The sequence below is a fragment of the Nonomuraea sp. NPDC049129 genome, from assembly GCF_040648495.1.
GTDB lineage: Bacteria > Actinomycetota > Actinomycetes > Streptosporangiales > Streptosporangiaceae > Nonomuraea.
In genome coordinates, this window is record NZ_JBEZDU010000004.1 from 454,239 (window position 1) to 475,363 (window position 21,125).

At 65.0% G+C, this 21,125-nt stretch carries 27 protein-coding genes; 21 read left to right on the plus strand and 6 right to left on the minus strand.

Annotation, left to right across the window (positions count from 1 at the left end; all coding sequences use genetic code 11):
- Positions 1 to 20: 20 nt before the first annotated feature.
- Positions 21 to 884 carry a methyltransferase domain-containing protein gene (locus tag AB0B64_RS14725; RefSeq protein ID WP_357942306.1) on the minus strand — a complete coding sequence of 288 codons (864 nt, stop codon included), beginning with the start codon at positions 882 to 884 and terminating at the stop codon, positions 21 to 23.
- 68 nt (positions 885 to 952) lie between these two features.
- Here AB0B64_RS14725 and AB0B64_RS14730 point away from each other — a divergent pair, with 68 nt between their 5' ends.
- From AB0B64_RS14730 to AB0B64_RS14740, 3 genes are all read left to right on the plus strand, one after another.
- Positions 953 to 1,339: a BlaI/MecI/CopY family transcriptional regulator gene (locus AB0B64_RS14730; protein ID WP_357942308.1), complete on the plus strand. Its 387-nt coding sequence runs from the start codon at positions 953 to 955 to the stop codon at positions 1,337 to 1,339.
- Positions 1,336 to 2,133 (plus strand): M56 family metallopeptidase, encoded by a 798-nt coding sequence (locus AB0B64_RS14735; protein WP_358177567.1) that lies wholly within the window; start codon positions 1,336 to 1,338, stop codon positions 2,131 to 2,133. Before AB0B64_RS14730 ends, AB0B64_RS14735 begins: the two co-directional genes overlap by 4 nt.
- 131 nt (positions 2,134 to 2,264) lie before the next feature.
- A complete protein-coding gene (locus tag AB0B64_RS14740) occupies positions 2,265 to 3,170 on the plus strand; it encodes a CAP domain-containing protein (protein ID WP_358177570.1) in 906 nt (301 codons plus the stop codon).
- An 80-nt stretch (positions 3,171 to 3,250) separates the two neighbouring features.
- Here AB0B64_RS14740 and AB0B64_RS14745 read toward each other — a convergent pair whose 3' ends face one another.
- The 3 genes from AB0B64_RS14745 to AB0B64_RS14755 all read right to left on the minus strand — a co-directional run bounded on the left by AB0B64_RS14745 (position 3,251) and on the right by AB0B64_RS14755 (position 5,596).
- Positions 3,251 to 3,745, minus strand: coding sequence for a hypothetical protein (locus AB0B64_RS14745; RefSeq protein WP_357942314.1), 495 nt, complete (start codon positions 3,743 to 3,745; stop codon positions 3,251 to 3,253).
- A 93-nt stretch (positions 3,746 to 3,838) separates the two neighbouring features.
- On the minus strand, positions 3,839 to 5,116 hold the full coding sequence (locus tag AB0B64_RS14750) for a serine hydrolase domain-containing protein (RefSeq protein ID WP_357942316.1): 1,278 nt from the start codon (positions 5,114 to 5,116) through the stop codon (positions 3,839 to 3,841).
- A 111-nt stretch (positions 5,117 to 5,227) separates the two neighbouring features.
- Entirely contained in the window at positions 5,228 to 5,596 is a 369-nt protein-coding gene (locus AB0B64_RS14755; RefSeq protein WP_358177573.1) for a VOC family protein, read from the minus strand.
- Positions 5,597 to 5,685: 89 nt separating this feature from the next.
- On the opposite strand from AB0B64_RS14755, the gene AB0B64_RS14760 reads away from it, so the two are divergent.
- A complete protein-coding gene (locus AB0B64_RS14760) occupies positions 5,686 to 6,570 on the plus strand; it encodes a LysR family transcriptional regulator (RefSeq protein ID WP_358177576.1) in 885 nt (294 codons plus the stop codon).
- Between the two features lie 134 nt (positions 6,571 to 6,704).
- Here the strand turns inward: AB0B64_RS14760 and AB0B64_RS14765 are convergent, their stop codons facing one another.
- Positions 6,705 to 6,866 (minus strand): hypothetical protein, encoded by a 162-nt coding sequence (locus tag AB0B64_RS14765; protein ID WP_357942320.1) that lies wholly within the window; start codon positions 6,864 to 6,866, stop codon positions 6,705 to 6,707.
- Positions 6,867 to 6,921: 55 nt separating this feature from the next.
- On the opposite strand from AB0B64_RS14765, the gene AB0B64_RS14770 reads away from it, so the two are divergent.
- Entirely contained in the window at positions 6,922 to 7,392 is a 471-nt protein-coding gene (locus AB0B64_RS14770) for a hypothetical protein (protein ID WP_357942322.1), read from the plus strand.
- 31 nt (positions 7,393 to 7,423) lie between these two features.
- Here AB0B64_RS14770 and AB0B64_RS14775 read toward each other — a convergent pair whose 3' ends face one another.
- On the minus strand, positions 7,424 to 7,897 hold the full coding sequence (locus tag AB0B64_RS14775) for an alpha-ketoglutarate-dependent dioxygenase AlkB (protein ID WP_358177579.1): 474 nt from the start codon (positions 7,895 to 7,897) through the stop codon (positions 7,424 to 7,426).
- A gap of 42 nt (positions 7,898 to 7,939) precedes the next feature.
- Here AB0B64_RS14775 and AB0B64_RS14780 point away from each other — a divergent pair, with 42 nt between their 5' ends.
- The 16 genes from AB0B64_RS14780 to AB0B64_RS14855 all read left to right on the plus strand — a co-directional run bounded on the left by AB0B64_RS14780 (position 7,940) and on the right by AB0B64_RS14855 (position 21,123).
- Positions 7,940 to 9,586 (plus strand): recombinase family protein, encoded by a 1,647-nt coding sequence (locus AB0B64_RS14780; protein WP_358177582.1) that lies wholly within the window; start codon positions 7,940 to 7,942, stop codon positions 9,584 to 9,586.
- Between the two features lie 714 nt (positions 9,587 to 10,300).
- Positions 10,301 to 10,723: a hypothetical protein gene (locus AB0B64_RS14785; RefSeq protein WP_358177585.1), complete on the plus strand. Its 423-nt coding sequence runs from the start codon at positions 10,301 to 10,303 to the stop codon at positions 10,721 to 10,723.
- A gap of 67 nt (positions 10,724 to 10,790) precedes the next feature.
- On the plus strand, positions 10,791 to 11,045 hold the full coding sequence (locus tag AB0B64_RS14790) for a hypothetical protein (protein WP_358177588.1): 255 nt from the start codon (positions 10,791 to 10,793) through the stop codon (positions 11,043 to 11,045).
- 29 nt (positions 11,046 to 11,074) lie between these two features.
- Positions 11,075 to 11,875 (plus strand): PD-(D/E)XK nuclease family protein, encoded by an 801-nt coding sequence (locus AB0B64_RS14795; RefSeq protein WP_358177590.1) that lies wholly within the window; start codon positions 11,075 to 11,077, stop codon positions 11,873 to 11,875.
- Positions 11,853 to 12,746: a hypothetical protein gene (locus tag AB0B64_RS14800; protein ID WP_358177593.1), complete on the plus strand. Its 894-nt coding sequence runs from the start codon at positions 11,853 to 11,855 to the stop codon at positions 12,744 to 12,746. Before AB0B64_RS14795 ends, AB0B64_RS14800 begins: the two co-directional genes overlap by 23 nt.
- Positions 12,697 to 13,164 carry an endonuclease VII domain-containing protein gene (locus AB0B64_RS14805; protein ID WP_358177596.1) on the plus strand — a complete coding sequence of 156 codons (468 nt, stop codon included), beginning with the start codon at positions 12,697 to 12,699 and terminating at the stop codon, positions 13,162 to 13,164. The genes AB0B64_RS14800 and AB0B64_RS14805 overlap by 50 nt, the downstream gene beginning before the upstream one ends.
- A gap of 239 nt (positions 13,165 to 13,403) precedes the next feature.
- Positions 13,404 to 14,042, plus strand: coding sequence for a hypothetical protein (locus tag AB0B64_RS14810; protein ID WP_358177599.1), 639 nt, complete (start codon positions 13,404 to 13,406; stop codon positions 14,040 to 14,042).
- Between the two features lie 31 nt (positions 14,043 to 14,073).
- Positions 14,074 to 14,448 (plus strand): hypothetical protein, encoded by a 375-nt coding sequence (locus tag AB0B64_RS14815; protein WP_358177602.1) that lies wholly within the window; start codon positions 14,074 to 14,076, stop codon positions 14,446 to 14,448.
- Positions 14,445 to 14,594, plus strand: a complete 150-nt coding sequence (locus AB0B64_RS14820; protein WP_358177605.1) for a hypothetical protein — start codon at positions 14,445 to 14,447, stop codon at positions 14,592 to 14,594. Before AB0B64_RS14815 ends, AB0B64_RS14820 begins: the two co-directional genes overlap by 4 nt.
- Positions 14,591 to 14,890 carry a hypothetical protein gene (locus AB0B64_RS14825; RefSeq protein WP_358177608.1) on the plus strand — a complete coding sequence of 100 codons (300 nt, stop codon included), beginning with the start codon at positions 14,591 to 14,593 and terminating at the stop codon, positions 14,888 to 14,890. Before AB0B64_RS14820 ends, AB0B64_RS14825 begins: the two co-directional genes overlap by 4 nt.
- Positions 14,887 to 15,093 carry a hypothetical protein gene (locus AB0B64_RS14830; protein ID WP_358177611.1) on the plus strand — a complete coding sequence of 69 codons (207 nt, stop codon included), beginning with the start codon at positions 14,887 to 14,889 and terminating at the stop codon, positions 15,091 to 15,093. The genes AB0B64_RS14825 and AB0B64_RS14830 overlap by 4 nt, the downstream gene beginning before the upstream one ends.
- A 14-nt stretch (positions 15,094 to 15,107) precedes the next feature.
- Positions 15,108 to 15,902: a metallophosphoesterase gene (locus AB0B64_RS14835; RefSeq protein ID WP_358177614.1), complete on the plus strand. Its 795-nt coding sequence runs from the start codon at positions 15,108 to 15,110 to the stop codon at positions 15,900 to 15,902.
- Positions 15,903 to 15,928: 26 nt separating this feature from the next.
- Complete coding sequence (locus tag AB0B64_RS14840; RefSeq protein WP_358177617.1) at positions 15,929 to 16,591, plus strand: hypothetical protein; 663 nt, start codon at positions 15,929 to 15,931, stop codon at positions 16,589 to 16,591.
- 1 nt (position 16,592) lies between these two features.
- The gene (nrdJ, locus tag AB0B64_RS14845) at positions 16,593 to 18,665 is read left to right on the plus strand and encodes a ribonucleoside-triphosphate reductase, adenosylcobalamin-dependent (protein ID WP_358177620.1); all 2,073 of its coding nucleotides are present in this window, start codon (positions 16,593 to 16,595) and stop codon (positions 18,663 to 18,665) included.
- A gap of 44 nt (positions 18,666 to 18,709) precedes the next feature.
- Complete coding sequence (locus tag AB0B64_RS14850) at positions 18,710 to 19,252, plus strand: hypothetical protein (protein WP_358177623.1); 543 nt, start codon at positions 18,710 to 18,712, stop codon at positions 19,250 to 19,252.
- A gap of 56 nt (positions 19,253 to 19,308) precedes the next feature.
- Entirely contained in the window at positions 19,309 to 21,123 is a 1,815-nt protein-coding gene (locus tag AB0B64_RS14855; protein ID WP_358177625.1) for a DNA polymerase, read from the plus strand.
- Positions 21,124 to 21,125: the final 2 nt, after the last annotated feature.

Genomic DNA, 21,125 nt, shown 5'->3' on the forward strand with positions numbered 1-21,125 from the left:
CTGATCTCAATACCGGGAGCTCATCTGGGACGTCGAGCGGTGACCAGCCAGGCCGCGCTCCTGAGGAAGACTCCGGCCGCCGTCTCGTGCGAGGCGAGGCGCTCATGGAGGGCGTCGAGCATCTTGACTCTCGTCTCTTCGTCGGCCTTCTCGAGCAGGCCGCTGACCAGGCCCATCTGGGAGACGAAGTCCAGCACGTCGTTCACGTCGTCCCCGAGTCTCATGGGCTCGTCCACAGGGTCCACGCTGATCTGGGTGTAGCCGACTGTGCGCAGGAGATCGGTGATCCGACTGGATGCCGCCAGGGAGAAGGGCCCCGGGCCGTCGTTGTCGAGGGAACCGGACAGGGGGACGTACGAGGCCAGGACCGCGCCCAGTTCGGTGATCCATTCGTTGTCGAGCGGTTTCCGCCAGCACAGGAACGCCAGACGCCCATCGGGGCGAGTCGCCCGTGCGATGTTGGTGAAGGCCGCCACAGGATCGTTGAAGAACATCACCCCGAAACGGCTGATCGCCACATCGACGCTCGCCGCGGCGAAGGGGTGAACCTGTGCGTCGGCCTGTTCGAAGCGCGTGTTGCCGAGGTTCTCGCCCTTGGCTCGGCGCCGGGCCTCCTCCAGCAGGGGAGCGGACAGGTCGATGCCGAGTGCCTGGCCGTCCTGCGCGCCCCGAGCGGCCGTGCAGGTGGTCTGGCCGCTTCCGCACCCGATGTCGAGCACGTGGTCCTCGGGGGCGATGGCGGCCGCCTCGAACAGGTGGGGACTGATCCTTTTCATCATCTCGTCGTAGCGATCCCGGTGGGCGACCCAGTGCCGGCCGTCGCCCTCGTTCCACGCCTTGGCCTGCTCGGGGTTGGCGACAGACGCATGTTCGGTGTGCGACATAGAAGCTCCTCGAATCGGACGATCTACTATCTAAAGATAGTACTCACAGTGGATAGTAGTATGACGTCGTGCAGGATGAACTGGATCGGGCGGTCGCCGTTCTCGGCCCGCTGGAGGGGCGGCTCATGCGGGCCGTGTGGACGGGAGCGGTCACTGAGCCGTTCGTGGTCCGGGACGTGCAGGGGTTGGTGCCGGAGCTGGCCTACACCACCGTGATGACCACGTTGCGACGGCTGGCCGACAAGGGAATGCTGGCGGCTCACGCCGAGCCGGGTCGCCGCGCCCATGAATACCGGGCCGCGGTCACGCCCGCTCAGTTCCTCTCCCAGTCGAGCCGTCAGGCCGCCGCGGGCTTCGTGGACAAGTACGGCGACGCCGCACTGGCCGCCTTCGCCGCACACCTCGACGGCCTGTCGCCCGAGCAGCGGCGCCGCCTGCGGGAGCTGACCGAGTGATCGTCTACCTGTGGCGGCACAACCGCATCGGCCTGGCAGTGCTGGCCGGACTGATAGGCGTCCGCCTGGTATGGCACCCCAGCGTTTCCGCCGGGATGACGATGGCCCAGTGCTGGCTCGTCTCCATCGCCGTCGTGGCCGGGGCGAGCCTGCTGGCTGTCGCCGCCCGCGCCACCTGGCTCGGCGTCGCCGCCGCCCGCAGTCTGGCCGCACTCCCGCGGGCGGCCGAGCCGGCCGGTCTTGAGGGCGCGATACGGCGAAGCGGCGTTCCAGGTGTCGTCTGTCTGGCCGGTGCGAATCCGGCGGCCTTCTGCGCCGGAGTGCTGCGGCCACGCCTCTACCTCACCGCCGGGGCCGCCGAGGCGATCCCCGCCGAAGAGCTCGACGCGATCCTCGTCCACGAGGCCGCACACGCGCGGCGCCGTGACCCGCTGCGCCGTCTCATGCTCCGCGCCGCCGCTGACGTCCTGTTCTTCCTGCCCTTGGCGGGATGGTGGTTCGGGCGGCAGAGCGAACGGGCCGAGCTGTCAGCCGACCGGGCCGCGATCGACCGGCTGGGCGCCAAGGCGGTGGCACGGGCGCTGACCCGGATGGACGGCGCTGGCCCCGCACCGGCGACAGCCGCGGCTTTCGACGGCGCAGCCGAGGCCAGGATCGCTCAACTGCTGGGCGACGACCTGCCGATCCGCAAACCGTCCAGGGCCGGAGTGATCTTCTCCCTGACCGGTCTCGTCGTGGTCGTCAGCCTGGTCATGTGCATCGGGCAGGCAGTGTGGGGCGCCTTGACGGCGTGACGGCACCGGTGCGGGTGCTGGCCAATCGCTTGACATTAATCACAAGGGGAAATGTCCAGTTTTGCGTGACAAGTCCGGTAATGGGGCGACAGAATGCGGGACCACCAGCCGCTCCGCCACTGGAGGAACCCATGCTGAGACCCCTGGGGGTACTCGCCGCCGTCGCCAGCCTCGCCGCCTGCACCCCGTCCGCCGACCTGCCGCCGGGCGGAGCGGCCGGAGCGGTGCCCGAGGCGACCGCGCCTGCGGACGGCGCGGCACCGGCGTCGACGCCGGCACAGCCGGCTCCCCGGCCGACCCCTGGATCGGACGAGTGCCACGTGAACGCGGTCAGGCCGGACGTCTCCGCGCTCAGGATCCGGACCTCGGCCACCCGCCAAGGCTGTGTGCACCCGGCGCTGTTGCGCATCCGAGTCATGCGCGCCGTCCCCGGCGCCGATCCGGTGGTCAAGAGCGGCGCCACCAGGAAGGGCCGCATCGCCCTGCAACTGCCCTGCGCGCCGGGCACGTACTACGCGGTCGCCACGGACTACCGGGGCGGCACCGCCAGGTCCAAGGCCGTACGGCTGACGTGCGTCACCCCCAGCCGCGCAACGCGGGAGACGAAGGCGCCGACGGTTCCTGAGAGGAAGGCGTCCATCACGTCCGTCGGCACGGCACTGGAGAACGACGTCGTCCGGCTGGCCAACGCCGAGCGGGCCAAGGGCGGCTGCCACCCCCTCAAGCATGACGCGCGGCTGCGCAAGGCCGCGTTCGGGCACTCAGCCGACATGGCGAAGAACGACTACTTCGACCACGACTCTCAGGACGGCCGCGACATGGTCGACCGCATGCGCGCGACCGGCTTCACCGGCTCGGCCTGGGCCGAGAACATCGCCATGGGTCAGCGATCGGCGGCCGAGGTGGTCAAAACCTGGATGAACAGCGCTGGCCACCGGCAGAACATCATGAACTGCTCGTACACCCTCATCGGGGTGGGCGCGGCCAAGGACGCGCAGGGACAGCTCTACTGGACGCAGGACTTCGCCGCCCGCTGACGCACGGGCGTTTCCAGGGTCAGACGGCGAGGGTCGAACCGCGTCCGACAAGCCTTTGCGTCAGCCGGTATGGCTGGGCTTCAATTGAGGATCTCGGTGCTGGCCCCGAAAACCATGCTGCCTCCCGACCCGCTGATGGTCCCTCCGGCAAGGTTGGTGGGGCCGCCGATGGGCTGGACGATCGTAGGCGAGGTGGAGAGCGGGCTGGCCACCAGGCTGCCGTTCTGGAGCAGCCGCGCGGAAACGAGCTGATGGCGGACGACGCCTGCCGCGTCGATCTGGGCCTTGAGCTCGATCTTTCCGGTGAACGCGCCGGACGTTACTTGGAGCACATTGACCGCAGTGGGTCGGCCGGAGTCCAGCACATTGACCGGCGGCGGGCTGAGAGGGGCGCACGTGGTCCCGATGACGGGAGCGCTGACGCAGATGTTCGCCAACGTTTTAATGGTGTGCGAGGGTGCGGCATTGGCGGCGGTGGCAGATCCGGCGAGAATCGTACCGGCGGCGGCAGCGCCTGCGGCCAGGATTAACATCCGGCGCTTAATCGACATGACGTTTTCCTTTTCGATGGTCATGACTGCTCTGATGGACCAACGATAGGAACCGTGCCGATAACGCTCCTGGCCGAAGTGCACACTCATTCCATGACCTGAATCACATTCGGGGCTTTACCCGGTTGTCTGGTAGGCGGTGGTCCAGAAGTCGCGGTGGAGGCGGGGCGTGTGGACGGAGTCCATCGCGCTCTGCGTCAGCAGGATGCCGACGAGGTCCTCGGCAGGGTCGGCGTACGCGGTGGTGCCGAGGCCGCCGTCCCAGCCGAACTGGCCCGGCGAGGCCAGGTCGCGGCGGTGGGTGCGGACCGCCATGCCGAAGCCGAAGCCGCCGTGCCGGCCGAAGTGGTCGCCGAAGGCGTCCTTCTCAGCCTTCTGTTCCGGCGTCAGGTGGTCCATCGTCATGAGCGCGACCGAGGCCGGGGAAAGGATCCGCTCGCCGTTCAAGGTCCCCTTGTTGAGCAGCATCCGGTAAAGCGCGTGGTAATCCTCGACGGTCGACACCAGCCCGTCGCCGCCGGCCTGGAAAACCGGCGGGCGGCTGTACTTCCCGCCTGCGGCCTCGTCCCAGACCACCGGTTCGCCGGTCTCGGGGTCGTGCGCGTAGCTGGTGGGCAGCCGGTGGATCTGGTCGGCGGGCACATGGAAGCCGGTGTCCTTCATACCGAGCGGCCCGAACAGCCGCTCGCGCGCGAACTCCTCCAATGACTGCCCGGTCACCCTGCCGACGAGCACGCCGAGCACGTCGGACCCGACGTGGTACTGCCACAGCTCGCCCGGCTGACGCATCAGCGGCAGTGTCCCGAGCCGCCGGATCCACTCCTCCGGCCCGAAGTCCGGCGAGGTGGTGTCCAGGCCGAGCTCGCGGATCGCGGTCTGGATCGGGTACGTGTCCGGCGGCGCCAGCACGACCCCGAAGCCGAAGGTGAAGGTCAGCAGATCGCGTACGGTGATCGGCCGGGCCACGGGCACCGTCTCGTCCAGCGGGGCGTCGATCCGGGCGAGCACCTGGCGGTTCGCGAGCTCGGGCAGCCACTCGTCGACCGGGTCGTCCAGCCGCAGCCGGCATTCCTCGACGAGGATCATCACCGCCGTGGCCGTGACCGGCTTGGTCAGCGACGCCATCCGGAAGAGCGTGTCCCGCCGCATCGGCTCGGCGCCGCCCACGTGCATCGTGCCCATCGCCTCGATGTGCGTGTCGTCTCCGAGGCTGACCAGCGCGACCAGGCCGGGAACCGCGCCGGACGCGACGTGGCCGCTCAGCACCTCACGCATCCGTTGCAGCCCCGCCTTGGACAGCTGGGCGCGCTGGTGCTCTTCCCAGCGTCCCTGGGTCTCCCAAGCGCCCGTGCTTTGCCAGTTGCCTTTCATGTCCCAGCTGGCGATCTTTGACATGTCTCAACGTCCTTTCGGGTATGTGTTCTTGCTCTGCGCACATGGCACTCAGTCCGGTGTGGATTGCTCTACTGGTCTTGCCGGGCTCTGCCGCATGCCTGGCCATGGCGCTCAGGCGCCGGCCGGCGCCGTCCATTCGACGAGCCGGACCACGATGCCGTTGGGGTCGGTCAACTCGAACAGCCGCTCCGCCCAGGGCTCCTTGCGCAGCGGCACGCTGACGGCGGCCCCCTCACGCACGAGCCGGTCGTGCTCGGCGGCGACGTCGGTGACGGTGAAGGTCACCACGACCCCGGTCGCGGGCCGCTCTCCGGCTTCTCGCAGTTGCAGCACGATGTCGGCGGTGGTGTCCGGCCGGACAAGACAGGCATATGCCCCATTCGCCACCGACTCGTGAAAGCCCAGGTGGGCGGTGAAGAAAGCACTGGACGCCGCCACGTCGTCAACGTTCAGCGTCACCGCGGAAGCGATGATGTTCACGCGACCAGCGTGCCGCCAGGCCATCCGCGACGACAACGCCGGATTCGGTACCGTGCCTTAACCTCTCACTAAACAACGAACGGGGCCGTGTGGAACTTCGCGATATCGAGATCTTCCTGACCCTCTGCGAAGAGCTGCACTTCGGCCGTACGGCGGAACGGTTGCACGTGACGCCGGCCCGCGTGAGCCAGGCGATCAAGAAGCAGGAACGCCGCGTCGGCGCCGCCCTGTTCGAACGCGACAACCGCCGCGTGGCGCTCACCCCCATCGGACAGCAGCTCTTCGACGACATCAAGCCGATGTACCGCGGGCTGCTAGACGGCATCGAACGCGCCGCCCTGACCGCCCGCGGCAAGTCGAACGTGCTGTGCCTGGGCATGGTCAACGAAAACCCCCAGGACCTGCGCCCGCTGTTCGACGCCTTCAAGAGCCGCAACCCCGAATGCGACCTCCAACTCCGCTACGCCGGCTTCGCCGATCCCTTCAGACTGCTGCGCTCCGGAGACATCGACCTGCTGATCGCCTGGTTACCCGTCCGGGAGAGCGACCTCACCGTAGGCCCCGTCGTCTGCACCGAACCGGTCGTGCTCGTGGTCGGCCCCGGCCACCGGCTGGCCGAGCGGGAATCGGTGTCGTACGAAGACCTCGGCGACGAGATCGTCTTCGGCGGAGCCCGGCCGGACTACTGGCGCGACTGGCTTGTCCCCACCCACACGCCCAGTGGGCGTCCGATTCGGGTCGGCCCCACCGTCACCACCTCTGCCGAGATGATCCCCCTCCTCTCGAACGGCGAGGCCGTCTCACCGTGTTTCGCACACTCCATTCGCTACTACGCCCGGCCCGACCACATCTACGTGCCCATCCGCGACGCCCCCCTGGCCCGCTGGGCACTCATCTGGCGCACCGCCACCGAGACCACCCTGATCAGGGACTTCGCCGAGACCGCCCGTGACCTCGGCCCCATCGCCCTTTGAACCCGTACGCGCCCGTGCCGCCCCGGTACGCACGCGCTTAGGTCGGCCTGGATGACCAGCAGGTTCAGCCCTTCCGAAAGCCCAGCTCAGGCTCGGTTCAGCGGCTCATCGCGCGCTTCTCGACGACATCCCGACTACGCCGCCGGGCTGTCCGGCACCCCGGCCAGGCGATAGCCGGGTTGGGGTCGCTGGCCGCAGGGCTCCTCGGTCTCGATCGGCTCGCCGTCGCCGTTGAACTCATTGACAGTGGTCGGCAGGCGCCCCGGCTCGGCCGTGTCCTTGCGGCATCCGCGCAACCACCGGTGCGGGTTGTTGAATGGTGATCACCCGACGAGCGTTCTGGAGGATGGCATGGTGCTGATCGAGGCGGCCCCAGAGGCGTTACCGAAACAGCGAAGCAGGTGGCCGTTCTTCGTGTGCCTGGCGCTCCTCGCCTCCGTCGTCGCCTACGCCCTGGTGTTCAAGGTCCCCGAGTGGCGCAACGACGAGAGGCTGGCCCGGCTGGAGGAGCGGGTGAGCATGCTCCCGCTCCCAACAGACACGGAGCAAGGCGATCCCAGCGTGCAGGGCACAGTGGGTATTCAGTCCGGCAACAGCAATCATTGCGACTATCTGGTCCGCATGTCTCTGCTCACCAAGCTGCCGGACGCCGAGATCGCGCGCTACTACGAGTCCGCTGTGGTCGAGGGTGTCGAGGGTCGCGAGCTCTCCGGCACCGTGTACGTCAACCCGAGCGGATCATGGCGGGACGGGTATAAGGGCGTCATCGTGGAGTTCTTCGACGGATATCACGAAGCCGGGTTCGACATGCGCTGCCACTGACAGGACGCTGACGGGTTATGGCGACACTACGTCACAGACCGGTCACCCGCATGGTGATGTTGAGGCGGCCCGAGGTCAGGCCGGTGGCGGGGTCTCCGGTGCCCGGGTAGACCTTGGGGACGCCGTGGTAGGCGAAGCGGGAAGGGCCGCCGAAGACGAACAGGTCGCCGCTGCCGAGTCGCACGTCGGTGTACGGCCTGCCGCGCGTCTCCGTGTTGCCGAAGCGGAACAGGCAGTCGTCGCCGATGCTCAACGACACCACCGGGGCGGCGGATCGTTCGTCCTTGTCCTGGTGCATGCCCATTCTGGCCTGGTCGTCATAGAAGTTGATCAACGCCGTGTCGGGTGTGTAGTCGTCGCCGGGCTCGCCGTACGCCGCTGTGAAGGCGCGGCGGCCCAGGGCGACCATCCAGTCGGGGAAGTCGGCGACCGGGAGGCCGTTCACGTCGCCCGCCACGCGCGTGTACTTGTACGGCTGCCAGTACTTGACAGATACCCGTAGCATAGGACGCTGCCTGCGAGGCAGCCTGTTACGAAGGGTAGTTCAATGCGTGCGCTGCTCGCCGTCCGCCTGTCGGTGCTCACCGACGAGACGACCAGCCCAGAACGACAACTCCTCGCCGACCGGATCGAGGCCGAACGCCGAGGTTGGACCGTCGTAGGCGAGGCCATCGACCTAGACGTATCTGCGACCAAGACCAGTCCGTTCGAGCGGCCGGTCCTCGGCGCGTGGCTCAACGAGAGGTCCCACGAGTTCGACGTCGTCCTCTGGCCCAAGCAAGACAGGGCTGTCCGCTCCATGGCGGACATGGCCGAACTGGCGAAATGGGCCAAGCAGAACCGCAAAGTACTGGCATTCGTAGAGGGGCCTGGCGGCGGGCCAGTCACCTTCGATCTGTCGTCCGACATCGTGTCGGAGCTGATCATGATGATCTTCGCCTTCGCTGCGCAGATGGAGGCGCAATCCATCTCCGATCGAACCTCCGAGGCCAAGAAGTACATGCGCCAACTCGGCCGCCATCCAGGCGGCCCCGTACCCTTTGGCTACATGGCAGTGGAGACACCCACCGGCTGGTGGCTGACCCACGATCCTGTATACGCTCCGATCATTCAGAGTGTTGTCCGTCGAGTGTTAGCAGGGCACTCAATCCGCTCACAAGCGCGCGACCTCACCATGCAGGGAGTTCCCACTTCCAAAGACCTCCTCCGGATGCGGAACGGCAAATGGCACCCGCCAATGGCATTCCGCCCCTGGAACCCTGCGGGCCTAACCGAGATTCTCCGGTCCCGGAATCTTCTGGGACAGCAGGTCTTCAAGGGAGGCGACGGGAGAGGTCCCGAGGAGGTCGTGAGAGGCGCAGACGGCCTACCGGTCAGACGAGCTCAGCCCCTTGTCTCCCAGTCCGACTGGGACCAGCTTCAGGAGGCTCTAGACGGTCGCTCAATGAAGAGGTCCGGCAGCAGATCCAACGCCTCCCTACTGCTCAGGGTGCTGTTCTGCGCGATATGTGGCCAACCCATGTACGAGAACGCCAACTCCAGTGGAGTGAGCTATTACAAGTGTGGCTCCATCCAAACACGGGCCTGCGGAAACCGGATGGTCAAGGCGCGAGAGGCCGAACCCCTGGTCATCGACCAACTGCTAGGAGTGCTTGAGGATTTTCCACGCTTGGTAGAAAGGCGGCTCCCTGGTGAGGATCACACCGAGGAGCTAAAGGACCTCCAAGCCAACTACGAAGCTGTCTCGGCCCAACTGGCTACCGCACGGTCAAGTGCAGCCAGAACGGCGGCCCAGCGCAGCCTGGAGGCGTTGGACGAGCGCATCGCAGAGCTCGAACAACTTCCCATACTGCCCACGCGTACCGAATGGGTGCCCACGGGCGAGACGTGGCGGGAGTACTGGGACAGCCTGGAAGTTGTGGAGAGGAATGCCTTCCTCCGGGACTCCGGGGTCGTCGCTCGGTTCGTCAAGGTCCTGCCGGGCGGTCGCGCCTGGGTGGACGCCTCAGATCCAAACAGGCTTCCCATCGTCCGGTACGAGCCGCCGGCGAACCCCCCGCCCACGCGCAGCAGGGAAGGCGAATCCTTCTTCCATCTTCACCTCGGCATCTTGCCCGAGCTGGTGAGCAAAGCCATGGGAATCCCGGCGAAGGAGCTCTCGGCCCTCGTGGACGAGCAAGCTAGCGAGAGCTAGTCACACACCTGATCTCGCCGCCATAGCCCCCGGTCGCCCCCAGGCCGGGGGCTGTCTTGCGTTCGATCACAGAAAGTAGTCGCTTGTACTAGGTTGGCAGCTCGTCCATGAGTCTGGTAGTCTCTTCCATGTCGCCACCGAGGGACGCCTCTAGAAGGGGCTGAGATCGACGGAGACGGACGAACGTCCCTCCTTGGGTATTCGGGGAGGGACGGACGGTTGTAAGCCCCCTGAGGGGCATCGCAGCCTCCGAAGGAACTGAATTACCATCCTCGTAAGAGGATGGTAAACTGTAAGCGCACCACCGAGGAACGGCTAGCCCGGGACTCAGGGTGGAGACGCGCACGTAACTTCAGATAACTGTGGGCACCGTCGCCAGAAGAACGGTCCGGGGCAGGTAGCTCTCATCGAAAGGTGGGAGAGTCTAGTCCTCGTGAGGTGGAGATATAAAGACGGCTGTCATTCGCCGCGCCCCAGTCAACACGTCCCAAGGTTCTGTGGAACATGCAACCGAAAACCGTGGGCCTGCACCCGCAGGCAAGACCGGCACTGGGTTGGAACCTCACATGGGATCCGGTTCTGTTCGAGTACATGGAGTGTGGTAGCCCACGTACTGGCGCGAGCACCGGATCCGTTGCAGTATGTGGCAGTGAAAGTTATACTAGGTTGGTAAGCTGACTAGCTAACTCTGTTCACCTGCATGGAGGAGATGAAATGGCGGATAGGCAGATCGATCGACAGGTCCTGAGGCAGATGATCGAGGCAGGCGAGACCTACCAAGCGATCGCGACGCACTTCAGAGTCTCCGTGGGTGGTGTGCAGCAGGCCGTCGAGGCGATCGGCTTGCAGAAGAAGACCCTCAGCCACAAGAAGTACGTCCCATGGACCGTCCTGAGAGAGCACTCCCAGACGGGGCCCATCACGGCCCTGAGGAACCTCTCCAAGGTCGTCCAAGGCCAGTCGATCCCGCTTGCCAAGCTCAACACTGCGCTGCGATGGGCCACCCGCCTCGACGAAGCCAACCTAGACATCGACTACGACCGAGACAAAGGCTTCTTCGAGAAGCCGGCCGATGGCGATTCGCACATCGGCATGGTTCTCGCGGAAGTTCGAGTGGCTCTACAGAACAACAAGTAGTACCTGGTGGCGGCCTCAATGGGGAGGCCGCTTTTTCTATCCCCTTCAACATGAGGATGGTAACTGCATGCTGATCGGCCCTAACCTTCTCACCCTCGGCGAGCCCAGGACCCTCTGGGGCTCGGAGGACATCACCATCTCGCAGGCCAACCACCAGGACGGGGACTACTACGAGATTCAGGCCAACCAGGGCCGGGCTACCGTGGCCGGACTGATCAAAGCCCTCCAGCGCCTGCCGGAAGACGCCCGGCTCAGGGACGTCTTCCTCGGTGACGAGGACGAGGAGAACTGCTACATCAACATCTGGAAGGAAGCGGCTTGACGCATGCCTACATATAGGAGGTTGGCAACGTGAGACGAACATCCGTGTCGAGGCTCACGAGCATCGCTCGATGTGGAACGGCCTTCGAGCTGGAGAGGATCGAGAAGCTCCCTTCCCTCCCGGCCGGCTGGACCATCGGAGGCATCGCGGTCCATGAGGCGGCCGATGCCTGGGAGAAGTCCGGACGGACCATGGGCGTCATGGACGCCGTCGAGGTCTTCAAGGAGAGCTGGCGGCACGAGATCGCCAAGGCCGACGAGAAGTTCCCCGACCGCACCAGGTGGCTCGTGGGAGGTCGAAAGAAGGTTCAGAAGGACCTGGAGGACCGTTACGAAGGAGGCATCGGACAGGTCGCCGACTACATCAGGCACAACCTGCTGGACAAGCGCCTGGTGCCCTACGAACTGCCCGACGGCTCACCGGCCGCCGAGGTCGGCTTCGAGATCGAGTTCGAGGGCGTTACCGTCCGGGGCTACATCGATCTGGTCCTGAGAGACGTCGAGACCGGCCAGATTCTCGTACGGGACATCAAGACCGGCAGCAAGGCGCCACAGGTTCCCTTCCAGTTGATCGTCTACCGCCAGGCGGTGAACGAGATCTTCGGTGAGGACGTCACCTGGGGCGACTTCTTCATGACGAAGGAAGCCAAGCCGACGAGTCCCATCGACCTAACCACTCTCGATCTGGTGTGGATTGGTCGGTGGTTCCGTCGAGCAGTCGAGATGGAGGAGCGGAGGCACTTCCTACCCAACCCTGGGGACGCCTGCCGCACCTGCGGCGTGTCTCCCTACTGCCCGCTGACGGGAGGTGGCCGCTCTGCTGCTGCTTAGCCACGCAAAGCGTAAGGCCAAGGACGCGGGCGTGCCTATTCCCACGGTCTGGCAGTCCCTGGCCGACCTAGGCGTCCACTTCAGACGCAGCCAGGTCGCCATGGTGGTCGCCGCCCCGGGCGTCGGTAAGAGCGCCTTCACGCTGAACCTGGCCATCCGCTCTGGAGCCAAGGGCATCTACATGAGCGCCGACAGCGACGAGGTCACGCAGGCATTCCGCGCTGCGGCCATCCTGACTGGCGACCCAGTGGCGGAAATCGAGAACGCCTACAAGGCCGGAAAGGGCGAGAAGTACGACCGCGCGCTGCGTGAATTCACCAACGTATGGTTCGACTTCGACGCTTCGCCGAGCCTCCAGCACATTGAGGAGGAGGTACTTGCGTACGCATACATGTACGGAGAGTGGCCGGAAATCCTCGTTCTGGACAACCTGGTCAACGTCTTCGACGAGAGCGGGGGAGAGGGCTTCGCTGGTCAGGAGAACACCATGAGCTTCCTGGTCGATATGGCCAGGAAGACAGAGGCTCAGGTGACAGTCCTCCACCACGTCGTGGGGGACGCAGAGAGCGGTGATCAGCCACTTAAGCTGAAGGACACCCGGGGAAAGATCACCAAGCTCCAGACGCTCGTGATTGGGCTGGCCTACACCGACGATTACCTCACCACGGGACGACCCCTCGGGGCCTACGTGCTGAAGAACCGCTCGGGTAGAGCGGACGCCTCGGGCGGCCTGAGCGTCACTCTCCAGGCTGACCTGGACCGCATGCTGATCACCGATCTTGATGAGAAGCCGATGCCGGCGTCAACCTATGGAGTATCTGATGACGTCTGGGACGACTTCCAGCGCGACTTCGTCGAGACCATGCAGTAAGTGCGGGAAGAGGCGCCAGGCCAAGTTCTTCTCCGGGCCTCGCGGGAAGATCTGCACCACCTGTAGCAAGAAGTCCCGTAGCGACGCCACCCACCGCAGGCGGGTTGGCAAGACGTACGGCCTGCTGCCTGGCGAGTACGACACCCTCTTCTCGTACCAGGCCGGTGCCTGTGCCATCTGCGAGGGCACACGGCGTCAGCGCCTCAGCGTCGATCACGACCACCGAGACAGCGTCGTCCGCGGCCTGCTGTGTCGTCTCTGCAACTCCAGGCTCCTAACGGCTGCCCGGGACAACCCAGACATCCTTCGTCGGGCCGCCGACTACCTGGAGAATCCTCCCGCCATCACCGCCATTGGCAGGCGCTACGCATCGGAGGAGGCGAACAACAACTCTCGTCAGCGCAGGAAGAGGCGTTGATTTCGCACGCCCAAATACAGGAGGTTGGCAGCGCTGGAAGAGATCCCCATCACCCCGCTCCTGGAGCACTTCGGCGGGGACGTCCCCCACGTCGAGGAGAACGGCAGGTGGCGCAAGATGCGCTGCCCCTTTCCATGACGACTCACACGCATCGGCCTCGGTCTGCTACGGCGCGTTCAACTGCAACGGGTGCGGCGTCAAGGGCAATGCAATCACCCTGGTAAGGAGGGTAGATCTCGATGAAGGCGATAGTCCCCAGTCTGTCCTCCAGGACGTTTACGGAGATGACATCACGGCTGTACGCCGACCAGCTCGACGACGAGGCTTTGGCGTATCTGACGGGGCCCGAGAGGCTCCTCACCGAGGAGACGATCGCAAGCCACCGGTTCGGCGTCGTCCGTTCTCCTGAACCCGGCCATGAGCACCTGAGGGGCTATCTCTCGATCCCGTATCTCACCCCGTCGGGAGAGTGCATCAGCATCCGCTTCCGCAGGCTCGGGGACGGTAACGGACCCAAGTACCTATCCGTCGCGGGGGACATCCCCCGGCCGTACGGAACGGACGCCTTGGAGTGGGGCACACGCAACATCGTCATCACGGAAGGCGAGTTCGATCGGGCCATGGCGATCCAGTGCGGCCTACCAGCCGTAGGCATCCCCGGTGCCAACGCCTGGGACCCGATCTGGCGCCGGCTCGTCGTTCAGTTCGACGCCGTCTTCATCCTGCACGATGACGACGAGGCCGGCCGCGAGCTGGTGGCCAAGGTCGCCAACAGCGGCCTGGACAATGTCCGCCCGATCCCGATGACGGGCGGGGACGTTACTTCTTACTTCAGCCTGCATGGCAGAGATGGACTCCGAGCAAAGCTCGGGGCCTAGCCATGCCCACATACAAGAGGATGGTAACTGCATGACCAGCGAGGACCTCGCCAAGGAAGTTATGGCAGCCGTGGTCGCGGTCCAGAGCCGCATCCTGGGCGTCGGCAAGGAGCAGTACGACCAGGGCTCGGAGCAGAAGTTCGAGCGGATGTCCTTCCGGGAGCTGATCCAGTACGCCCGGGAGGAGGTCGAGGACGGCATCGCCTACAACGTGATGCTGCGCTACAAGCTCGGGCTCATGGAGAAGGCCCTGAACGCGGCCTTCACCGGATACGAGCAGGACGCAGGCCGGCACTCCAAGCCTGAGCAGGTTCTCGTGGACCCGCCTGTAGCCAACGCCCCCGCGGACTACTTCGCGCCTACGGACTGGACCTCGATCCGTGACGCCGCCAGGGGGCTTCGTTGATCATCAAGAACCTCGACATCGCTGAGAGTGCCCAGGACGTCTGGGATGCCTTCTCCGAACTGAGGGGCCTCGGCTTCGACGAGGACCAGGCCATCAAGCTCGTCGGAATTGCCCTGATGCACACCAACCGGAAGGCATTCAAGTGAGGATCACCGGCGAGTTCGCCCTGACCCCGGAGGAACTGTCCGGCCTCTTCGAGGCCAAAGGCTGGAAGTACCACACCGACAGGGGGCTGACGGTCCCTACCGAGGGAGAGATCGAGGTCATTCTCACTCGGCTGGTCGCGGAAGTTCTGGACGATGGCGAGGCCATCGGCATCCAGGGCGGGCGCCTCATGGTCTGGAAAGACCCCGAGCTCCCCAACTCCTACGACCTGTTTCTGAACATCGGCTTCGTCTGGGATGACGACGCCCTGGACGACGAAGGATCCGTGGCGGCATGAGCACCACCCTGTCACCTCAGCTCAAGCAGGCGCTGCTCAGGCTCCACAAGAAGAGGCAGCGCCACGGCTTGTGGTGCGAGAAGGGCTGCCCCTTCCACCGTCAGAAGACGGCCGAGACCCACTGGGCTACGCACATCGGGGGCTGGACCTTCATGTACGTGGACACCGTGGACAAGCTGGCCAAGGAGGGCCTGTGGGACTGACACAACGAATATGCGTGATATCGGACGTGCAACTGCCGTTCGAGGACAAGCGAGCCCTCAAGAACGTCATCCAGTTCATCGGTGAGTACCAGCCGGACGCCGTCTACCAGATCGGCGACCTCATGGACTACCCGACGCCATCGAGGTGGTCCAGGGGCACTCGCTTTGAGTTCGAGCAGCTCGTCACGAAGCACTCCGAGTACGGGAAGAAGAACTTCCTTGAACCCCTCCGAGCTGTCTACAGCGGGCCCATCGGCATCCTGGAGGGAAATCACGACGAGAGGCCGCGGGTCTACCTCGCGCAGAATGCCCCGGCCCTGGCCGAGTTCTCGGACGACTTCCACTTCTCGAAGCTGCTGGACTTCGACGGATTCGGCGTCGAGCACATCAAGCCCTTCCACCAGATCGGTCCGGAGACCGTCCTAATCCACGGCCACGAGATCAAGGGCATGTCCCAGATCGCCGGCACCAGTGCCTTCAACCACGCCATGAAGGCGGGCACCAACGTGGTCATGGGACACACCCATCGACTCGGGATCAGGCGGCACACCTCCCAGTACATCGGGGGTAAGCCCACCAGGCGCTGGGGCTTCGAGGTTGGCTGCCTCATGGACAACAAGCAGACCCAGTACCTCGGCCCCGGCGGCGTAGCCAACTGGCAGCAGGGCTTCGGGCTCTTGTACGTGGACAAGTACATGGTCAGCCCTGTCGCCATCGATGTCTGGCCGGACGGCTCCTTCGTGGTTGAGGGGCAGACGCACGGCGTCATCAAGCGAGGGCCGAACGGCAAGTTCGCCCCGACGGCTTAAGCATGCCCAGATCTATGAGGATGGTAGTGAACGACATCGATATCACGCCCGAGCGCATCGACCTCCTGATGGAGGCCGCTGCGGCGGTCGGCAAGAAGTTCGCCCGGACCTACGCCGTCGTGGATGCGGAGAACCTCGCATCCGAGGTCACCGCCAAGGCCATGGAGCGCTGGGAGCACTTCAACAAGAAGCTCGACCAGGCGCCCGATCATGGCCGCAGCGAGTACGACGTACTCCACTTCCTTCTTTCTGAGAGGGCCAGTGAGTACTGCGAACGCGAGAGCTACGCCTACATGATCACCAGCTCCGAGGTCGTCTACACGCCCATGGAAGTCCGGGCATTGCTGAAGGAGTTCTACTACAACCCCGAGGCGTACGAGACCCCCAGCAAGGACGAAAACTTCGGCACGGGCGTCGAGGCCAAGAGCGTCTGGGTGAACCTGCGCGACCTCAAGGACGCCCTGAGCAAGGTCAAGCCGAAGGTCCACGACATCATCCTCGCCGCCTTCGGCCCGGAAGACCTGGGACTCCCTGAGCCCGATCACCGCCGCGTCGGCGAGGCGGTGGACAAGGTAACCGAGCAGCTCAACCGCCACCTCAACCGAGGCCGGTCCGCGAACGAGGGCCCCGGCTCTCGTCGAGCCATGACCAACAGCACTTCCCAGTCCATCAAGAACGAGGGGCACTGACTTGACCGACTTCACCTTCGGACCCACTGGCCAGACCGTGTACGAGCGCACGTACAGCCGCACCAAGGCCGACGGCACCAAGGAGGTCTGGTCCGAGACCGTAGATCGGGTGGTGGCAGGGAACCTCAACCTCATCCCGTGGGAGGATCGAGACCACCACGCCTACCTCAGCGAGCTATACGGGCTGACCGAGCTGATGGGAAACCTTTCCATCCTCCCGGCAGGCCGGCACCTCTGGGCCTCGGGTGTGAAGGGGCGGCAGTACCTCTTCAACTGCCACACCTCGGGCTGGACGGAGCGCTTCAGCGAGCACTTCGAGTTCACGTTCCTCCGCCTCATGGAGGGCGGGGGAGTTGGCTCGAACTATGCCTCCGAGAACCTCTGGCAGTACGGGCCGGTGAAGCACAAGCTGGCCGTCCACATCGTGTGCGACCCAAGCCACCCGGACTACGAGACGATGAAGGCCGAGGGCCTCCTGTCCGAGGAGTTCAGCCATGAGTGGGACTGGCCCCTCGTCGTGGACGATTCCCGGGAGGGCTGGGCCGACGCCCTTTCGGACCTACTCGACGCCTACCAGCGCCTGGACACGGCACACGCCGACCGCGTCTTCGACGTCTCCAACGTGCGCTGCGCTGGCAGCCGGTTGAAGACTTTCGGGGGCACGGCCTCAGGGCCGGCGCCGTTGGCCCGAATGCTCCAGCAGGTCGCCGAGGTCCTGAACAAGCGGCGGTCGGCAGGCAACCCCGTGGATGGTGACGCCTGGCTCACTCCGCTGGACGCCATGGCGATTGACCACGCCATCGCCCAGTGCGTGGTGGCCGGCGGCAACCGGCGCTCGGCCAGGATGGCGATGCTGCCCTGGAATGACCCCTTCATCCAGGACTTCATCCAGTGCAAGGCCGAGGATGATCACTGGACGACCAACATCTCGGTCATCATCGACGACGAGTTCATCAGAGCCCTGAACGGTCATCGCACGGGCGCCATGCACAAGATCGCGTGGGACCTCCTGGAGCTGATCGCCAAGGGCATGCTCGCCAACGGGGAGCCCGGCGTCTGGAACCAGAGCCTGTCCCAGGTAGGCGAGGTGGGAGAGGTCTTCGCGACGAACCCCTGCGGTGAGATCGCCCTGGAGCCCTTCGAGAACTGCAACCTCGGCCACCTCAACCTGGCGAGCTTCGTCAACTCCGACCGCAAGTTCATGTACGCCGAAGCGGAGAAGGCCGCGCGGTTGATGACCAGATTCCTGATCAGGGCAACCTTCGGCGACGTCAACGACCCCAAGCAGGCCGCGATTCTCGCCAAGAACAGGAGGATCGGCGTCGGGCTGTTCGGGGTCCAGGAGGCCCTGGCCCTCCTCGGCATCCCCTACAGCTTGGCCCCGGACATGCCCTTCGTCCGAGACATCCTCCGCAAGCTGAAGGAGGTCATCCGGGATGAGGCGCGGGAGTACGCCTTCCAGCTCAGGATCCCGGAGCCCGTCAAGGTGACCACCGTGGCACCCACCGGGACGATCGCCAAGCTCCCAGGCACCACGGAGGGCATCCACCCGATCTTCGCCCGCTACTACATCAGGAGGATCAGGTTCTCCACCGTTGATCCAGCCCAGGCCATGCAGATCGACGCCTACATGCAGGCGGGGTACAACGCCGTCCCTGATCCCCAGGCCGCCAACACCTGGGTTGTGGAGATCCCCACGAAAGAAGCCGTAGTCGAGCGAGTCGAGGCGGCCGGCTGGTCAACCGACATCGTGGAGTCCGCCGATGAGCTCTCGCTGGAGCAGCTCCTGAACTTCCAGGCCATGGTCCAGGAGGAGTTCGCCGACAACGCGGTGTCCTTCACCGCGAACATCGACCCGAGCCTCTACGACTTCAGGAGCTTGGCTGACGGCCTGGCGGATTACCTGCCCCGGCTCAAGGGCAGCACGATCTTCCCGGAAAGGGGCTACGCGCTCGCACCCTATGAGCGGATCACCCAGCAGGACTACGAGGACTGGGTCAAGGCCACCGGCCTGGTTCATGTCGAGGACGGTATCGATGAGGACTGCGCCTCGGGCGCCTGCCCCATCCGCTGACCCTTCTTACTTCTTCATGCCCATATTCAAGAGGATGGTAACTCATGGCTGATCCCTACTCCAACGACCCCTGGGCCGTGGACAACATCGGCGACAACCGCCGGGAAGACCCTCGCGACACCGCCCATGGTTGGGCCGATGCCGATGAGGCCCAGACCCACACCCCCAACACCCCCCCGAAGAAGGAGACCAGCAACGTGAGCAACGGCACCGAGGGCAAGGTCGTCACCACCATCAAGTACGGCGCGGGCTTTGACGCCCCTTGGACCGTGATCCACTCGGACTCCGTCGAGGACGCCAAGAACACGCTGAACGAGGCCAAGGACCTGCTGGAGCTGACCGCGAAGGTCGCCAAGTACGCCAAGACGCTCGACTCGGGCCCCGCGCCGGCTGGGCAGCGGAGCAACGGCAACGGCGGGGGCCAGCGCCAGCAGCAGCCCACCCCGCCCGGCGTTGCCAGCAAGTCCTGCGCTCACGGCGAGATGGTCTACCGCACCGGCAACAGCCAGAAGGGCCCGTGGCAGGCGTACTTCTGCTCCCTGGACAAGGGCGACCCGAATGCCTGCAAGCCGGTCTGGGTGAAGTGACCTCTACTCCCTTTGCCATGCCCTGATACAGGAGGTTGGTAGTGCAGGTCCGTCACATGAAGCTCGCCGGTAGGCAGGTCACTGGCCACGTCGTCGAGACTGAGGCGGACCTGCCTGCCTTCGCCGACTGGGCGAGCCAGCACAAGGAGTTCGGCTTCGATAACGAGACCACGAGTCTCGACATCTATAAGCCGGGCTTCCGGCTCCGGGTCAGCCAGTTCTCGGCGGGAGCCGAGAGCTGGTTCCTCCCGGTGGAGAGGCATCCGCGGTTTGCCTGGTACGCCGAAAAGACGCTCCGCTGGGCCGACAGGCTCTACATCCACAACGCGCCGTTCGACCTCCAGGTAGCTGACCGCTGCCTTGGGGTCCCCCTCGGGGAGACGTTCCCCAAGACCACCGACACCGGCGTCTTGAGCCGGCTCGTGGACTCCAGGGCCCGCCGCGAGGGCGGGACAGGTCACACCCTGGAGGAGCTGGTCGAGATCTACATCGACCCTGTCGCGGCCGAGCAGATCAAGGGCTCGGTCCGCCAGCAGTGCAAGGACCTCAAGCTCAAGAAGGCCGAGTACTTCGAGAAGGTCTCACTCGACGACGAGATCTTCCAGATGTACTCGCTCATGGACCCGGTACTGGGCTGGGTCCTGGCCAAGACGCTCGACAAGAAGATTCCCAGCTCTGCACGCAAGCTCATCCGCTACGAGCACGAGCTGGCACGCATCTGCACGGAGATCAGCAAGAAGGGCTTCCTGCTGGACAGGGAGTACACCAAGGAGCTGATTTTCAACCTGAGCCTCGATGCCGAGGAGGCTCTCCAGACGATCGAGGCAGAGGTCGAAGCTCTCGATCTCGACCCCGACGACTTCAATCCCAGCTCGAATGACCAGGTGGCCGAGGTCCTTCGCAGGCTAGGCCACACCGAGTTCAAGAAGACCCCCTCGGGCAAGGACAAGGTGGACGATGCCCTCCTGGAGTACCTGGCCGACAAGGGCATGGACTTCGCCCGGGGCATCAAGGAGTACAAGAAGGCGATCAAGTGGTCCTCCACCTGGCCTGAAGCGTTCCTGGCCAACGCCGACGAGGACGGCCGCTGCCACGCTGTGATCAACACCATGCAAGCCCGAACGGCTCGCATGAGCATCACCGGAATCCCAGCACAGACCCTCCCGTCCTCGGACTGGATGATCCGCAGATGCTTCCTCGCCGACGAGGGCGAGGTCAACGCCAGCGTGGACTACTCGAACATGGAACTCCGCGTCATGGGGGCCCTGGCCCCCGACCCGGTCATGATCGACGCATTCAAGCGGGGTCTGGATCTCCACCTCCTCACGGCCCAGGCCGCCTTCGGCAGCCACATTACGAAGGACGACAAGGAGAGGAAGTACGGCAAGGGGGCCAACTTTGCCAAGGCATTCGGCGGGGGAGTAAACGCCATCGTCGAGCAGTTCGGGCTCCCTCAGAAGGCCGCGGAAGCGGTGGTCAAGGCATTCGACGACACCTACAAGGGCGTCACGAAATTCTCGAAGAAGCTCCAGAAGCAGGCCCGTGAGCGGGGCTACATCGAGACGGCCACCGGCCGGCGGCTCTACGTGGACAAGGAGCGCCCCTACTCGGCGCTCAACTACGTGGTGCAGAGCAGCTCCCGGGACATCACAGGGGCCGCCATGATCCGGCTCGACAAGGCCGGATTCACACCGTCGATGCGACTCCCCATCCACGACGAGATCCTCTTCAGCTTCCCCGAGAAGGAAGCGCACAGGCTGGCCCATGAGGCAGGCCGGCTCATGACCCAGACCATCAACGGTCTGGACATCCCCACGGACCCCGAAGTCGGAGGCCGCTCATGGGGCTCTCTGTACGGGGCGGACTACTAGGA

Coding starts and splice junctions, on each gene's coding strand:
- AB0B64_RS14725 (WP_357942306.1), bottom strand. CDS start 884: ATGTCGCACACCGAACATGCGTCTGTCGCCAACCCCGAGCAGGCCAAG.
- AB0B64_RS14740 (WP_358177570.1), top strand. CDS start 2,265: ATGCTGAGACCCCTGGGGGTACTCGCCGCCGTCGCCAGCCTCGCCGCC.
- AB0B64_RS14745 (WP_357942314.1), bottom strand. CDS start 3,745: ATGACCATCGAAAAGGAAAACGTCATGTCGATTAAGCGCCGGATGTTA.
- AB0B64_RS14750 (WP_357942316.1), bottom strand. CDS start 5,116: ATGTCAAAGATCGCCAGCTGGGACATGAAAGGCAACTGGCAAAGCACG.
- AB0B64_RS14770 (WP_357942322.1), top strand. CDS start 6,922: ATGGTGCTGATCGAGGCGGCCCCAGAGGCGTTACCGAAACAGCGAAGC.
- AB0B64_RS14775 (WP_358177579.1), bottom strand. CDS start 7,897: ATGCTACGGGTATCTGTCAAGTACTGGCAGCCGTACAAGTACACGCGC.
- AB0B64_RS14780 (WP_358177582.1), top strand. CDS start 7,940: ATGCGTGCGCTGCTCGCCGTCCGCCTGTCGGTGCTCACCGACGAGACG.
- AB0B64_RS14785 (WP_358177585.1), top strand. CDS start 10,301: ATGGCGGATAGGCAGATCGATCGACAGGTCCTGAGGCAGATGATCGAG.
- AB0B64_RS14790 (WP_358177588.1), top strand. CDS start 10,791: ATGCTGATCGGCCCTAACCTTCTCACCCTCGGCGAGCCCAGGACCCTC.
- AB0B64_RS14805 (WP_358177596.1), top strand. CDS start 12,697: ATGACGTCTGGGACGACTTCCAGCGCGACTTCGTCGAGACCATGCAGT.
- AB0B64_RS14810 (WP_358177599.1), top strand. CDS start 13,404: ATGAAGGCGATAGTCCCCAGTCTGTCCTCCAGGACGTTTACGGAGATG.
- AB0B64_RS14815 (WP_358177602.1), top strand. CDS start 14,074: ATGACCAGCGAGGACCTCGCCAAGGAAGTTATGGCAGCCGTGGTCGCG.
- AB0B64_RS14830 (WP_358177611.1), top strand. CDS start 14,887: ATGAGCACCACCCTGTCACCTCAGCTCAAGCAGGCGCTGCTCAGGCTC.
- AB0B64_RS14850 (WP_358177623.1), top strand. CDS start 18,710: ATGGCTGATCCCTACTCCAACGACCCCTGGGCCGTGGACAACATCGGC.
- AB0B64_RS14855 (WP_358177625.1), top strand. CDS start 19,309: ATGAAGCTCGCCGGTAGGCAGGTCACTGGCCACGTCGTCGAGACTGAG.